This window comes from Agrobacterium larrymoorei (assembly GCF_037722385.1).
Taxonomy (GTDB): Bacteria; Pseudomonadota; Alphaproteobacteria; order Rhizobiales; family Rhizobiaceae; genus Agrobacterium; species Agrobacterium larrymoorei_C.
The window spans coordinates 122,465-137,775 of the sequence record NZ_JBBKAQ010000011.1 but is presented as its reverse complement, the minus strand read 5'-3'; the positions used below and the strand labels follow the sequence as shown (position 1 = coordinate 137,775).

The 15,311-nt window shown below is 59.7% G+C and carries 12 protein-coding genes; 11 read left to right on the top strand and 1 reads right to left on the bottom strand.

The window, feature by feature from the left end:
- The first annotated feature begins 10 nt into the window (after nucleotides 1-10).
- Together recR and WKI41_RS13415 are read left to right on the top strand one after the other, a co-directional pair.
- The gene (recR, locus tag WKI41_RS13420; RefSeq protein ID WP_340194000.1) at nucleotides 11-616 is read left to right on the top strand and encodes a recombination mediator RecR; all 606 of its coding nucleotides are present in this window, start codon (nucleotides 11-13) and stop codon (nucleotides 614-616) included.
- Nucleotides 617-640: 24 nt separating this feature from the next.
- Complete coding sequence (locus WKI41_RS13415; protein ID WP_340193999.1) at nucleotides 641-1,906, top strand: lytic murein transglycosylase; 1,266 nt, start codon at nucleotides 641-643, stop codon at nucleotides 1,904-1,906.
- 35 nt (nucleotides 1,907-1,941) lie between these two features.
- Here the strand turns inward: WKI41_RS13415 and WKI41_RS13410 are convergent, their stop codons facing one another.
- Nucleotides 1,942-3,570 carry an MFS transporter gene (locus tag WKI41_RS13410; RefSeq protein ID WP_340194131.1) on the bottom strand — a complete coding sequence of 543 codons (1,629 nt, stop codon included), beginning with the start codon at nucleotides 3,568-3,570 and terminating at the stop codon, nucleotides 1,942-1,944.
- A gap of 286 nt (nucleotides 3,571-3,856) precedes the next feature.
- On the opposite strand from WKI41_RS13410, the gene rimP reads away from it, so the two are divergent.
- The 9 genes from rimP (at nucleotide 3,857) to WKI41_RS13365 (ending at nucleotide 15,298) form a co-directional block, all read left to right on the top strand.
- Entirely contained in the window at nucleotides 3,857-4,441 is a 585-nt protein-coding gene (gene rimP / locus WKI41_RS13405) for a ribosome maturation factor RimP (RefSeq protein WP_340193998.1), read from the top strand.
- A gap of 62 nt (nucleotides 4,442-4,503) precedes the next feature.
- On the top strand, nucleotides 4,504-6,108 hold the full coding sequence (gene nusA / locus WKI41_RS13400) for a transcription termination factor NusA (RefSeq protein WP_340193997.1): 1,605 nt from the start codon (nucleotides 4,504-4,506) through the stop codon (nucleotides 6,106-6,108).
- The gene (locus WKI41_RS13395) at nucleotides 6,105-6,797 is read left to right on the top strand and encodes an RNA-binding protein (protein ID WP_340193996.1); all 693 of its coding nucleotides are present in this window, start codon (nucleotides 6,105-6,107) and stop codon (nucleotides 6,795-6,797) included. The genes nusA and WKI41_RS13395 overlap by 4 nt, the downstream gene beginning before the upstream one ends.
- Nucleotides 6,798-6,898: 101 nt before the next feature.
- Nucleotides 6,899-9,634 (top strand): translation initiation factor IF-2, encoded by a 2,736-nt coding sequence (gene infB / locus WKI41_RS13390; protein ID WP_340193995.1) that lies wholly within the window; start codon nucleotides 6,899-6,901, stop codon nucleotides 9,632-9,634.
- Nucleotides 9,635-9,817: 183 nt separating this feature from the next.
- Nucleotides 9,818-10,234, top strand: coding sequence for a 30S ribosome-binding factor RbfA (gene rbfA, locus WKI41_RS13385; protein WP_112520040.1), 417 nt, complete (start codon nucleotides 9,818-9,820; stop codon nucleotides 10,232-10,234).
- A gap of 3 nt (nucleotides 10,235-10,237) precedes the next feature.
- Nucleotides 10,238-11,170, top strand: coding sequence for a tRNA pseudouridine(55) synthase TruB (gene truB / locus WKI41_RS13380; RefSeq protein ID WP_340193994.1), 933 nt, complete (start codon nucleotides 10,238-10,240; stop codon nucleotides 11,168-11,170).
- 274 nt (nucleotides 11,171-11,444) lie between these two features.
- Nucleotides 11,445-11,714, top strand: coding sequence for a 30S ribosomal protein S15 (gene rpsO, locus WKI41_RS13375; RefSeq protein WP_062427177.1), 270 nt, complete (start codon nucleotides 11,445-11,447; stop codon nucleotides 11,712-11,714).
- Nucleotides 11,715-11,960: 246 nt separating this feature from the next.
- Nucleotides 11,961-14,105: a polyribonucleotide nucleotidyltransferase gene (gene pnp, locus WKI41_RS13370; protein WP_340193993.1), complete on the top strand. Its 2,145-nt coding sequence runs from the start codon at nucleotides 11,961-11,963 to the stop codon at nucleotides 14,103-14,105.
- Between the two features lie 173 nt (nucleotides 14,106-14,278).
- Nucleotides 14,279-15,298: a class I SAM-dependent methyltransferase gene (locus WKI41_RS13365; protein ID WP_340193992.1), complete on the top strand. Its 1,020-nt coding sequence runs from the start codon at nucleotides 14,279-14,281 to the stop codon at nucleotides 15,296-15,298.
- Nucleotides 15,299-15,311: the final 13 nt, after the last annotated feature.

The following is a 15,311-nucleotide window of genomic DNA, read 5'->3' as shown; positions in this document are numbered from 1 at the left end:
GAAACGCTCCATGGCAAAACGAGTCACCGGTCCCGAGATTGAAAAACTGATCCAGCTTCTGGCAAAGGTGCCGGGACTTGGGCCTCGCTCTGCACGCCGTGCGGCGCTGCATCTCATCAAGAAGAAGGAGCAGCTGCTCGGTCCGCTTGGACATGCCATGGGCGAAGCCTATGACAAGGTCAAGATCTGCTCCTGCTGCGGCAATGTCGATACGATCGATCCCTGTACGGTCTGTTCCGATGTCCAGCGCGACCAGGCGGTTATCATCGTGGTCGAAGACGTATCCGATCTCTGGGCGCTGGAGCGCGCTGGGGCGATGAACACGGCCTATCATGTGCTCGGTGGCACGCTTTCGCCGCTGGATGGCGTTGGCCCTGAGGATTTGAACATCAAGGGACTGATCGACAGGGTGAGTGTCGGGGGCATTCGCGAGCTGATCATTGCCGTCAACGCCACCGTAGAAGGTCAGGCGACAGCCCATTACATCACCGACCGGCTGACCGACCTTGGCGTTAAGATCACCCGCCTTGCCCACGGCGTGCCGGTGGGTGGGGAACTCGACTATCTCGACGAAGGCACGCTGACCGCAGCGCTTCGCGCCCGTACCGCAATTTAAACAGCATACGATTAAGGAGACCGAATGCGCGCTCAAACCATCGGCCTTGCCCTTGCCGCCGCTATCTCTCTTCTCTCATCCGGCACTGCCTCTGCGCAGGCTGTTCCGACAGGGGCTGCTGCCGCGAAATATGACGCGGAGTTCAATGCCTGGCTGAAGCGGGAAATCTGGCCGGAGGCGCGCAAAGCCGGCGTGTCACAAAAGACGCTCGAGGCAGCGCTTACTGGTCTGTCGATCAACTGGAAGCTACCGGATGTCCTGGTGCCGGGTCAAAAACCGCCCAAGGAGCAGGCCCAAAGCCAGGCTGAGTTCTCCTCTCCCGGAGCGTACTTCTCTGAAAAGCGTTTGCAAGGTCTGGCAGCGACCGGTCGCGCGCTTGCGGCCACCCATGCGGCGACACTGAAGCGGATCGAAGCCACCTATGGCGTGCCAGGCAATATTGTCGTGGCCATCTGGGGCCGTGAGTCTGGCTTCGGTCGCGCGAAGCTGCCCAATTCCGTCATCGACGTCTTGGCAACAAAGGCATATGCTTCCACCCGCAAGGATATGTTCCGCGCCGAATTGATCGACGCGCTGAAGATCGCCGAAAGCGGCGACGTGCCGCCCTCGCGCATGATGGGCTCGTGGGCCGGCGCGCTCGGTCAGCCGCAATTCATGCCATCGAGTTACCTGAAATACGCCGTCGATTTCGATGGTGACGGTCATCGCGATATCTGGAATTCGGTACCGGACGCGCTCGCCTCCATCGCCAACTATCTATCCAAGCGCGGCTGGCAGAGAGACCGTGATTGGGGCTTCGAGGTGTCCATACCAGACAATGTTTCCTGCGCGCAGGAAGGCCCGGATCTGGCAAAGCCAGTCTCGCGATGGGCGAAGATGGGGATCACCCGCGTCTCTGGAAAAGACTTCCCCGCCAATGACTTGAGCGCCGATGGCATGATGCTCGTGCCTGCCGGTCGCCACGGCCCGGAATTCGTCGTGACGCCGAATTTCTACGTCATCAAGGAATACAACAACTCCGATCTCTACGCGCTTTTCATCGGCAATCTCGCCGATCGCATTGCGTACGGGGGAGGCCCATTCAAGGCGGAATGGGGCAACGTCGGCTCCATGCTGCGCTCGGATGTCCTTGCCATGCAGAAGGCACTGGTCGCGAAGGGCTATGATGTCGGCAAGGCGGATGGGCTGGCTGGCTTCAAGACCCGCCGCTCGCTCGGGGATTGGCAGACCAAGAACGGCTTGAAGCCCACCTGCTTTCCTGACGCGTCTCTGAAATCAAAACTGAAATAAGCCTACGCATGACGCCTCTGAGACAGTCGATCCGCTCAATGCGGATCGATATGGGCCTTGTGAAAAATATCGTCCTGCGGCGGAATGGCCTGTCGCTCGATCATTCGGTGGACACGCGGGCGGGTCTTGCCCTTGTGCAGCGTCAGAATGCGATCCCAGCTTTCGGCATCGGCCTGCGTGCGCCGATGGTTGTGGCGGACATATTCGACCCAGGTTGGCACGTGATAGATTTCCGTCCAGACATCCGGGTTTTCCAGATCCCGCATCAGGCTCCAGTTGCGCGCACCATCGCGAATGCGGATGCGCCGGCGCTCCGCCATGATCGCCATGAACTCCGGCAGATCGGCATCGTCGATCTCGTAATCCACCATGATCGCGATCGGGCCGCTGCGAGGCTTAACATCAAGCCGCAACGGCGGCTCGACGAAGCGGTTGAGCGGATCGAGGTTCAGCGAGGCAAAAGCGGGCATGGTAAGCTTGAAGCCGACGACGACGCCGAGCAGCATCAGCACGCAGGAACAGAGAAGCGAGAAGGTCAGCCCATGATCTTCCGCCAGAGACCCCCACAGCCAACTGCCGACCGCGATGCCGCCGAAAGTCAGCGTCTGGTACAGCGACAGCGCGCGCCCCACCACCCATCGCGGGGTGGAAAGCTGCACGATCGTGTTGAAGAGCGAGAGCGCCAGAACCCAGCTTGCACCCGAGATCGTCAGAAACAGACTGGTGATGATGGCATTGGTGCTGATCGCCGTCACGCCGGCGCTCAAGGCGAAGCCGAGAAAGGCAACACGCACGATCCACTCGCTGCTCAGCATTTCGCGCAGTCTCGCGCTCATGAGTGCGCCACCAATGGCGCCGACGCCGAAGGCACCGAGCATGATACCGTAGGTCAGCGGTCCGCCTTCGACCAGATCGCGTGCCACGAGCGGCATGAGCGCAAGGATGGCGCTGGCGGAAAGGCCGAAGAGGAAGCCGCGGACCAACACCTTGCCGATATTGGGTGACATTGCCACATAGCGCATACCGGCCGAGATCGCGGCGGGGAGTTGCTCGCGTGGCAGAGTGGAGGCGTTCTTCGGCGGCTGCCATTTGAACAGCGCGTAGATCAGCGTGAAGTAGCTGAGCGCATTGACGAGAAAGGCTGCCGCAGCACCCGCTGCTGCAACGATCACACCGCCGATGGCAGGTCCGACGCTGCGGGTGATGTTGAAACCGACACTGTTGAGCGTCACCGCTGCGGGCAAGTCTTCACGCGGAACCATCTCGCCGACCGATGCCTGCCAGGACGGGTTGTTCAGCGCGGTTCCGCAACCGATCATGAAGGTGAAGAACAGGAGCAGCCATGGCGTCAGAAGATTGGCCCAGGCAAAGACGGTCAGCATCACCGAGGCGATCAGCATCAGGAACTGCGCAGACAGCATGATCCGGCGCCGGTCGAAGCTGTCGGCCAGCGCGCCGGAGATCAGCGAGAACAGCATGATCGGCAGCGAGGTGGATGCCTGCACCAGCGCGATCATGTTTTCAGACGTCGAAAGGGCCGTCATCATCCATGCGGCACCCACGGCCTGAATGAGCCCGCCGAAGTTGGACGCAATGCTGGCGAACCAGATGCGCTTGTAGGTCGGGTGCCGGAGTGGCGCGAGTGGCGATTGACGGTCGGGCACGAGCGATCCAATTGATTTCAACTGCTGTTCTGGCAGCAGGCACTATAAAGGTCGATGGCGAGGACACCATCCATTCGAACGCCGCAAAGGTAAAATTGTGGCAGAAAAAATCGAATATTTGGATTTGCGCCGCAAACCTTGCAATTCCGGCCCGAAGGGTTTATATCCCCGTTCAAATTCTTGATCGTCTGATGAAGAGTGGGGTCCCCAAGGCCCCGCTCTTTTTCGTTAGGCGGATTGTCAAACCGGAGCAGATGTTCCGCTTGAGGAAGACCGGAAGAGCATAATGGCAGCAGCCGAACCCAGACTGATTACCGAAACAGGCATCGATCAACGGATCGCCGAAATCATCGAGCCGATTCTGACCGGAATGGGTTTCGTGCTTGTCAGGGTGCGGCTTTCCAGCCAAAATGGCTCGACGCTGCAGATCATGGCCGAACGTGAAGACGGCACCATGACGGTTCAGGACTGTGAAGCCGTCTCGATGGCCATCTCGCCTGTTCTCGATGTGGAAGATCCGGTTGAAAAGGCGTATCATCTGGAAGTGTCTTCGCCCGGCATCGACCGTCCGATGGTTCGCAAGTCCGATTTCGTTCGCTGGCAGGGACATCTCGTCAAGGTCGAGACCTCGATCCTGGTGGATAATCGCAAGCGCTTCCGCGGCAAGATCGCGGAAGTCGAGGCGGATAGCTTCAAGCTTGAGCGCGATCAGATCGGTTATGGCGAAGAACCGGTGGTGACGATCCCGTTCAACACGCTGTCGGATGCCAAGCTGGTTTTGACCGACGACCTTATTCGTGACGCGCTGAAAGCAGACAAGCTGGCCAAGGCCGCTGCAGCCAATCAGAACGAAGAAGCAGACGAAGATTGATTTTTTGAGAGACCCCGCGGGGCTCTTCCAACGCAAACAATGCGACTTACGGAGACAGAAAAATGGCAGTGAGTGCTAACCGGCTTGAGCTTCTGCAGATCGCCGATGCTGTGGCGCGCGAAAAGGTCATCGACCGCGAGATCGTGCTTGCCGCAATGGCCGATGCCATCCAGAAGGCCGCCCGTTCGCGTTACGGTTCCGAGACCAATATTCGCGCCGACATCAATTCCAAGACCGGTGAAATCCGTCTTCAGCGTCTTCTGGAAGTGGTCGAAAAGGCCGAGGACTATTCGACCCAGATCCCGCTGGAACTGGCGCGTGACCGCAACCCGGATGCCAAGCTTGGCGACTTCATTGCCGATCCGTTGCCGCCAATGGATTTCGGCCGTATCGCAGCTCAGTCCGCCAAGCAGGTCATCGTTCAGAAGGTTCGTGAAGCTGAGCGTGATCGCCAGTTCGACGAGTTCAAGGATCGCATCGGCGAAATCATCAACGGTACGGTCAAGCGCGTCGAATATGGCAACGTTATCGTCGATCTCGGCCGTGGCGAAGGCATCATCCGTCGTGACGAGATGATCCCACGCGAAAACCTGCGTTATGGTGATCGCGTCCGCGCCTATGTTTACGACGTTCGTCGCGAACAGCGTGGCCCGCAGATTTTCCTGTCGCGTACCCATCCGCAGTTCATGGTCAAGCTCTTCACCATGGAAGTGCCGGAAATCTACGACGGCATCATCCAGATTAAGTCGGTTGCCCGTGATCCCGGTTCGCGCGCCAAGATCGCAGTTATTTCCAACGATAGCTCGATCGATCCGGTCGGCGCCTGCGTCGGTATGCGCGGTTCGCGTGTTCAGGCCGTGGTTGGGGAGCTTCAGGGCGAAAAGATCGACATCATTCCGTGGAGCCAGGAGCCTGCGAGCTTCATCGTCAACGCGCTGCAGCCTGCAGAAGTGGCGAAGGTCGTTCTGGACGAGGAGTCCGAGCGTATCGAAGTGGTCGTTCCCGACGAGCAGCTGTCGCTTGCAATCGGTCGTCGCGGTCAGAACGTTCGCCTCGCCTCGCAGCTGACCGGCTGGGATATCGACATCATGACGGAGCAGGAAGAGTCCGAGCGTCGTCAGAAGGAATTCAACGAGCGCACCAACCTGTTCATGGAAGCGCTCGACGTCGACGAGATGGTCGGCCAGGTTCTGGCATCGGAAGGCTTCGCCCAGGTCGAAGAACTGGCCTATGTCGAACTGGACGAAATCTCATCGATCGACGGCTTCGACGAAGACACCGCCGTCGAAATCCAGACGCGCGCCAAGGAATATCTCGACCGCGTCGAAGCGGAAATGGATGCCAAGCGCAAGGAACTCGGCGTTGCCGACGAACTGCGTCAGATCGACGGCCTGACATCGCAGATGATGGTGGCTCTCGGCGAAGATGGCATCAAGACGGTGGAAGACTTTGCCGGCTGTGCAGCGGACGATCTCGTTGGCTGGACCGAGCGCAAGGACGGCGAGACCAAGAAGTTCGACGGTATCTTCTCCAAGCTCGACGTGTCGCGCATCGAAGCCGAGAACATGGTTCTGCAGGCCCGCTTGCTCGCTGGCTGGATCACCGAGGAAGAACTGGCTGCTGAACAGCAGGCTGCCGAGGAGGCGGATACCGCCGTTGAGGAATGATATCGCAGGCGCATGAACCGGATGCCGAACCCGATGAGGATTTGGCGGAAGGCAACGTCAATGGACGTATGTGCATTGTAACACGGCAGAGCGGATCGCCCGATGAGCTGATCCGCTTCGTCGCAGGCCCGGACGGTAACATCGTTCCGGACCTGAAACGCCAATTGCCGGGGCGCGGTTGCTGGGTAACAGCAGACCGAGCTTTGGTTGAAAAGGCGATCGCAAAGAAGCTCTTTGCGCGCGCCTTGAAAACGGACGTTAAGGCTGGACCGGATCTTCTTGAGATGCTGGATCGGCTGATGACGCAGCAAGTGACGGGTATGATGAACATGGCGCGCAAGGCAGGCCAGTTCATCAGCGGCGCGATGAAGGTCGATGCGGCCGTCCGGTCAGGGCAGGCGCTGGCGGTCTTTCACGCCAGCGATGCCGCCGCCGATGGCGTCCGCAAACTGGATCAGGCCCGCAAGGCCTGGGCACTCGGTACGGGTGCCGATGAAATACCGTCCTTCAAGCTCTTCACCGGAGCCGAAATGGACGAACTATTGGGCCAGAATGCTTTTATCCATGCCTGCGCGCTTGCGGGACAGGCGGGTGAGGGTGTAGTGAAGCGCGCAAGGATGCTCGAGCGATATCGCCATGGCGAAAAAGCTCCAGCGGACATTGGCGCTGCCCGGACAGAACGACAATGACGCGGTTATCGGACAACACCGGCCGCCGCGTTCGGATGCAGCTATTGAAAGACAGGGCCTGATGGTGTCATCCGGCTCTCGTCTGTAGGAACGGGAACGGAATGACCGATAACAACGACGACAAGACACTCAACGCACAACCTAAGAAGACTCTCACCCTCAAGCCGGGCGGGTTGAACCAGGGTACCGTGCGTCAGGACATGGGTCGTGGTCGCACCAACGCAGTTGTCGTGGAGACACGCAAGCGTCGCCCCATGCGTCCTGAAGACGAGAAGCAAGGCGGCGCAGCCGCAGCAGCACCAGCTGCCCAGCAGCCGCGCGCAGCAGCACCGGCCGCGCCTGCCCAGCCGCGCCCGCAGCAGGCTCAGCCCGCACCTCGGGTTCACCAGTCCAACAACCAGCAGCGTCCGCAGCCATCGGCTCAGCCACGCCAGCCGGATCGCCCGCGCGGTAACGTGTTGCACGATCTCTCGGCCGGCGAAATGGAAGCCCGCCGTCGCGCGCTGATGGAAGCCCAGGCGCGCGACGTTGTCGAAGCCAAGCAGCGCGCCGAAGACGAAGAGCGCCGCAAGGTCGAGGAAGCAGCCCGCCTCGTTGCCGAGAAGGAAGAAGCAGCCCGTCGCGCCGCCGAAGAAGCGGCTGCTGCAAAGGCCGCTGAAAATGAAGCACCTGCAAGAGCCGAACAGCCTGCAGCACGTCCGACGACAACCACCGCACAGCCAGTGCGCCGTGATGTTCGTCCGCAGTCCACGCGTCCGTCGCCCGCAGCAGCGGCGCCTGCACCTGCGCCGGAAATGCCCGGCCGTGGCGTCCCGGGCGTTCGCCGCACCGACAAGGATGACGAGGACGATCGTGGTGCGCGCCGCACCGGCATGCCGATGCGCGGCAAGGCCCCGGCACCGGCACCTGCAAAGCCTGCCGCTCGTTTGAAGACGGAAGAAGAGCGCCGCCGCGGCAAGCTGACCGTCACTTCGAACCTCGACGAAGAAGGTGCGCAGCGCGGCCGTTCGCTGGCCTCCATGCGCCGTCGTCAGGAGAAGTTCCGCCGCAGCCAGATGCAGGAAACCCGCGAGAAGATTTCCCGCGAAGTCATCCTGCCGGAAACCATCACCATTCAGGAACTGTCGCAGCGCATGTCCGAACGTGCGGTGGACGTCATCAAGTACCTGATGAAGGAAGGCCAGATGATGAAGCCGGGCGACGTCATCGACGCCGATCTGGCCGAACTGATCGCCGGCGAATTCGGCCACACCGTCAAGCGCGTGTCGGAATCCGACATTGAAGAAGGTATCTTCAACGTCGCCGACGTTGCGGGCGACATGGTTTCGCGTCCTCCGGTCGTCACCATCATGGGTCACGTTGACCACGGCAAGACCTCGCTGCTCGACGCCATCCGTCAGGCAAACGTGGTTGCGGGCGAAGCCGGTGGCATCACCCAGCATATCGGCGCCTATCAGGTCGAGCAGAACGGTCAGAAGATCACCTTCATCGACACCCCCGGCCACGCCGCCTTCACGGCCATGCGTGCCCGTGGTGCGCAGGCAACCGACATCGCCATCCTGGTGGTTGCGGCTGACGACAGCGTGATGCCGCAGACGATCGAATCGATCAACCACGCCAAGGCCGCTAACGTGCCGATCATCGTGGCGATCAACAAGATCGACAAGCATGAGGCCAACCCTGAAAAGGTTCGCCAGCAGCTGCTCCAGCACGAGGTCTTCGTGGAATCCATGGGCGGTGAAGTGCTTGATGTCGAAGTCTCGGCCAAGAAGAAGCAGGGCCTCGACAAGCTGCTCGAAGCCATTCTGCTGCAGGCCGAAATTCTCGACCTCAAGGCAGACCCAAGCCGTACGGCAGAAGGCACGGTCATCGAAGCCGAACTCGATCGCGGTCGTGGTGCGGTAGCGACGGTTCTCGTGCAGAAGGGTACGCTCAAGCCTGGTCAGATCATCGTTGCCGGTGATCAGTGGGGCCGTGTGCGTGCTCTCGTCAACGACAAGGGTGATCACGTCAAGGAAGCGGGTCCTGCCATGCCGGTCGAAATTCTCGGCCTGTCCGGCACGCCGTCTGCCGGTGACCGTTTTGCGGTCGTCGAAAGCGAAAGCCGCGCTCGTGAGATCTCCGAATATCGTCAGCGTCTTGCCCGTGACAAGGCCGTTGCCCGCCAGACTGGCCAGCGCGGTTCTCTCGAGCAGATGATGAGCCAGCTACAGACGTCCGGCATGAAGGAATTCCCGCTGGTCATCAAGGCAGACGTGCAGGGTTCCGTCGAAGCGATCATCGCATCGCTCGAAAAGCTCGGCACCGACGAAGTCCGCGCACGCATCGTCCATTCGGGCGCTGGTGCCATCACGGAATCGGATATTTCTCTGGCAGAAGCATCCAACGCCGCGATCATCGGCTTCAACGTCCGCGCCAATGCCCAGGCCCGTACGGCGTCTGAGCGTGCAGGCATCGAGATCCGCTACTACAACATCATCTACGATCTGGTGGATGACGTGAAGGCAGCCATGTCCGGTCTCCTGTCGCCGGAACGTCGCGAGACCTTCCTCGGCAATGCCGAGATCCTCGAAGTCTTCAACATCACCAAGGTCGGCAAGGTTGCCGGTTGCCGTGTTATCGAAGGCAAGGTGGAGCGTGGTGCAGGCGTTCGTCTGGTTCGCGACAACGTCGTCATCCACGAAGGCAAGCTCAAGACGCTCAAGCGCTTCAAGGACGAAGTTAGCGAAGTGCCGGTCGGTCAGGAATGCGGTATGGCCTTCGAGAACTACGAAGACATTCGCGCTGGCGACACGATCGAGTGCTTCCGCGTCGAGCATATTACCAGAACGCTCTAAGCGCTCTGCTTGATTGTAAAACTTTAAGAGCGAGCGCTGGCTAACCGGCGCTCGCTGAATTTTAAGATACTCCGACAAGAGGGACGCCAAGCGACCTTCAGCCGAGAGTGCTGGAACCAGAGGGTCAGCAGCTGAAAGGCGACTCTGACTTTCGTTTTCCAATTTGCTGAGGCAAGAATAACAATGGCAAAAGCAACTTCATCAGCCCCTTCACAACGCATGCTGCGCGTCGGCGAGCAGGTTCGCGCGGCTTTGACGCAAATTCTCCAGCGTGGTGAAGTGCGTGACGATCTTCTCGAGAAGACGGTCATTTCCATCTCGGAAGTGCGCATGTCTCCCGATCTCAAGATTGCGACCGCTTATGTAACGCCGCTTGGCGTTGCCGATCACACCGAAAGCATTGAAGCGTTGAACCGCCACGCGAAGTTTATCCGCGGAAGGCTCGGACCGCAGCTGCGCCAGATGAAATATGTTCCGGAAGTCCGCTTCCGCGACGATACCAGTTTCGACAATTATCAGAAGATCGACGCCCTCCTGCGCTCCCCCGAAGTGCAGCGCGATCTTGGATCTTCCAACGAAAAAGACGACGAACAGAACTGAAGCATGTCCAAACCACGCAAACCCAAGGGCCGCCCGGTTTCCGGCTGGCTCATCCTCGACAAGCCGTTCGATTTCGGCTCCACCGAGGCCGTCTCCAAGATCAAATGGCTGTTCAACGCGCAGAAGGCAGGTCACGCCGGCACGCTTGACCCGCTCGCATCCGGTATGCTGCCGATTGCGCTCGGCGACGCCACCAAGACCGTCCCATACGTGATGGACGGCCGCAAGATCTATGAGTTCACCGTCAGCTGGGGTGAAGAACGCACCACCGACGATATGGAAGGCGAGGTTCTCAACGCTTCGGACAATCGTCCGAGCGAGCAGGCCATCCGCGATCTGCTGCCGAAATATACCGGCACGATCCTCCAGACACCGCCACAGTTCTCCGCCATCAAGATCGCCGGTGAGCGTGCCTATGACCTCGCCCGTGAAGGGGAAGTCGTGGAAATTCCGGCACGTGAAGTCGAGGTTCATCGCCTGACGCTGCTGGCCTGCCCGGATGAGAATACCGCACATTTCGAAGTGGAATGCGGCAAGGGCACCTATGTTCGTGCGCTGGCGCGCGACATGGGCAGCGATCTCGGCTGCTATGGTTTCATCTCTGAGCTTCGCCGTGCCATGGTCGCTCCGTTCGCGGAAGATGCGATGGTGCCACTGGAGAAGCTTACCGAACTGGAAACCATCGAAGACCGCGACGAGCGCCTTGCGGCGCTTGATGCCTATCTTATCGACACCTCCGAAGCGCTCTCCTCGCTACCGCATCTCATCATCAATGATGACCAGGCACACCGCCTGAAGATGGGCAATCCGATCCTGCTGCGCGGACGCGATGCGCCGACGCAGGAATCGGACGCCTATGCGACGGCGCGTGGCAAACTGGTTGCGATCGGCGAGATCGGTCAGGGTGAATTTCGACCCAAGCGCGTTTTCGGCTGAACGGCTTTATTTCCGTCCCAACGGTACACATCTATGCCGGCGGCCCCATCGTTGCCGACATATTCGTTTGGACACGAAAGCGCCTTTTGGCGCAGTGCCAAGCGTTAGCGCCGTGCCACGGTGAAGCGGGATTAGCCAACAGCTCTTTCCTTTATCCGCCAATTGGTTTATAGGCAGCGCCAGCTAGGCATTGCCTTTGCTGTTGAATGGCCATCGCTGGACGACATCCCGGCCTTTGGCGACCGATTTTCCTTAAAATAGAAAGGATCTTACGATGTCGATTACTGCAGAGCGCAAAGCCGCCCTCATCAAGGAATATGCAACGAAGGAAGGCGACACCGGTTCGCCTGAAGTTCAGGTCGCAATCCTGACCGAGCGGATCAACAACCTGACCGAACACTTCAAGGGCCACAAGAAGGACAACCACTCTCGTCGTGGTCTTCTGACGCTGGTTTCCAGCCGCCGTTCGCTTCTCGACTATCTGAAGAAGAAGGACGAAGGCCGTTACTCGAAGCTGATCGGTACCTTGGGCATTCGCCGCTAACACCTTGACCGGCGGGTTCCTTCGAAGGCGCCCGCCGGTTTTTTGATCCGGCAGGTGCTGGATCATGAAGACGGACCGGATGGGCCGGAACCGTCTCAACCAACCGAAGACCTGTCATGGGGCAGGATTGCCGGATGCTTGTGTCACCTTTCGTGGCACTCTTGATAAAGCCTCCCGCTGTCTTGCCCGTGATGTGTCGCAGCCGCTGCTTCAATGGTGGAGCCGCGGCGACAAGAAGGACAAGATATGTTCAATCAACATTCCGTGGAAATCGAATGGGCAGGCCGCCCGCTGAAGCTGGAAACGGGCAAGGTTGCTCGTCAGGCTGACGGCGCCGTCATCGCAACCTACGGCGAAACCATGGTTCTTGCGACCGTCGTTTCCGCAAAGTCCCCGAAGCCGGGCCAGGACTTCTTCCCGCTGACGGTCAACTACCAGGAAAAGACTTACGCAGCCGGCAAGATCCCCGGTGGCTACTTCAAGCGCGAAGGCCGCCCGAGCGAGAACGAAACCCTCGTTTCCCGCCTGATCGACCGTCCGATCCGCCCGCTCTTCCCTGAAGGCTACAAGAACGACACCCAGGTTGTCGTCACGGTTATCCAGCACGATCTGGAGAACAATCCGGACATCCTGTCCATGATCGCAACCTCTGCTGCGCTGACGCTTTCCGGCGTTCCCTTCATGGGCCCGGTCGGCGGCGCGCGCGTCGGTTACATCAATGGCGAATATGTTCTGAACCCGCATCTCGACGAGATGGACGAGTCGGTTCTCGACCTCGTCGTCGCCGGTACCCAGGACGCCGTCCTGATGGTTGAGTCCGAAGCCAAGGAACTGAACGAAGACGTCATGCTTGGCGCCGTCATGTTCGGCCATCGTGGCTTCCAGCCGGTCATCGACGCGATCATCAAGCTCGCTGAAGTGGCTGCCAAGGAACCGCGCGAATTCGAACCGGAAGATTTCTCGGCTCTCGAAACCGAAATGCTCGGCCTTGCCGAAGCCGAACTGCGCGACGCTTACAAGATCACCGAAAAGGCTGCTCGTTACGCCGCCGTCGACGCCGTCAAGGCGAAGGTTAAGGCGCACTTCCTGCCGGAAGAAGGGGACGCCAAGTATTCCGCAGAAGAAGTCGGCGCGGTCTTCAAGCACCTGCAGGCCAAGATCGTTCGTTGGAACATCCTCGACACCAAGAGCCGTATCGACGGTCGCGATCTTTCCACGGTTCGCCCGATCGTATCGGAAGTCGGCCTTCTGCCGCGTACCCACGGTTCTGCGCTCTTCACCCGCGGTGAAACGCAGGCAATCGTCGTTGCCACGCTCGGCACCGGCGAAGATGAGCAATATGTCGACAGCCTGACCGGCATGTACAAGGAACGCTTCCTGCTGCATTACAACTTCCCGCCCTACTCGGTCGGTGAAACAGGCCGCATGGGTTCCCCAGGCCGTCGCGAAATCGGTCACGGCAAGCTCGCTTGGCGCGCAATCCGTCCGATGCTTCCGTCTGCTGAGCAGTTCCCCTACACGCTGCGCGTCGTATCGGAAATCACCGAGTCCAACGGTTCGTCCTCCATGGCAACCGTTTGCGGTACCTCGCTTGCTCTGATGGATGCTGGCGTTCCGCTGGCAAAGCCGGTTGCCGGTATCGCCATGGGCCTGATTCTCGAAGGCGAGCGCTTTGCCGTTCTGTCGGACATCCTGGGTGATGAAGATCATCTTGGCGACATGGACTTCAAGGTGGCCGGTACCGCTGACGGCATCACCTCGCTGCAGATGGACATCAAGATCGCCGGTATCACCGAAGAGATCATGAAGGTCGCGCTTGATCAGGCTCAGGGTGGCCGCAAGCACATCCTCAACGAGATGGCCAACGCCATCACCGAAAGCCGTGGCCAACTCGGCGAATTCGCTCCGCGCATCGAAGTCATGAACATCCCGGTCGACAAGATCCGTGAAGTCATCGGTTCCGGCGGCAAGGTCATTCGCGAAATCGTCGAAAAGACCGGCGCGAAGATCAACATCGAAGATGACGGTACCGTTAAGATCGCGTCCTCTTCCGGCAAGGAAATCGAAGCAGCCCGCAAGTGGATCCACTCCATCGTGGCTGAACCTGAAGTCGGACAGATCTACGAAGGTACGGTCGTCAAGACCGCCGACTTCGGCGCATTCGTCAACTTCTTCGGCGCCCGTGACGGCCTCGTTCACATCTCGCAGCTTGCTTCCGAGCGCGTTGCCAAGACTTCCGACGTCGTCAAGGAAGGCGACAAGGTCTGGGTCAAGCTGATGGGCTTTGACGAGCGCGGCAAGGTCCGCCTGTCGATGAAGATCGTTGACCAGGCAACCGGCAAGGAAATCGTTGCTGAGAAGAAGGCTGAAGGCGACGCTGCTGCCGAGTAAGGCGCAGTCGCTTATTCCTATCGGGGCGCGGGATATCTCCCGCGCCTTTTTTCTATTTTCAGAGCAGCGTTGCTTCGTTTAGAACGTGAAACTGCTCCATTGTTGTTGAACACATTGTCCCGACGCAAAGACGCCTGGCGCTTTTCCGGCACATGTTCTTGAGGATGCTCCCGATGAGCCGTGACGCAGTCAAAACCCTTTTCCATCCCTTCGCTGCCGATATGCTGCCAGCGCCGAAAGCCGGTGAACGCGTGCTGTTCCTGGGCGCGGAGGCAGGTGCACCTCGCCTGGAGGGTTTCGAGGCTCAGATCGTCGCGGTTCAGAACCTGCGGCCGCTGTATCGTGCGCTGCAGGCGCATGGTTCCGAGGTCACGCCGGAGATCTCCGGCGAAGACTACGACGCCGCCATGATCCTGTGCGGCAAGCACCGCGGCGAAAACGAAAACCGCATGGCGGAAGCCCTGAAGCGTGTGAAGGCAGGCGGATTGATCGTAGCTGCTGGCGCCAAGGAGGACGGCATCGTCACCCTGCGCAAGACGCTCGCCAAGCTTGGTATCGAAGCTGAATCCACCCCGAAATACCACGGCGTCGCCATCTGGTTCACACGCCCCGACGACGTTTCGGCAGCAGTGGCCAAGCTGGAGCAGAAGCTGGTCACCATCGAAAACCGCTTTACCGCCATGCCTGGCATGTTCTCCCATGACCGTGTCGACGACGGTTCGGAACTGCTCGTGTCGCGCATGCCGACTGATTTCGATGGCAATGCTGCAGACTTCGGCGCTGGCTGGGGTTATCTCTCGGTCATGCTGGCCGAGAAGTCGCCACGCACGGCGCGCATCGATCTTTTCGAGGCCGACTACAACGCGCTTGAATTTGCCAAGACCAATCTTCTGGAAAACTGCCCGCGACTGACGGCACGTTTCTTCTGGCAGGATCTGGCCGCCGAGCTGCCGAAGGAAAAATACGACCTGATCATCATGAACCCCCCCTTCCATGCGGGCGGTCAGGCCGCCGAACCGGCGCTGGGCCAAGCGATGATCAAGGCAGCAGCAACCGCATTGCGCGGCGGCGGCAAGTTGCTGATGGTCGCCAATCGCGGTCTTCCCTATGAGCCGGTGCTGGCAAGCGAATTCCGCAAAAGCGAAGAAGTCTGCCGTAACGCCCGCTTCAAGATTCTGAGCGCGCAGAAGTAATTATTCGTGGAAG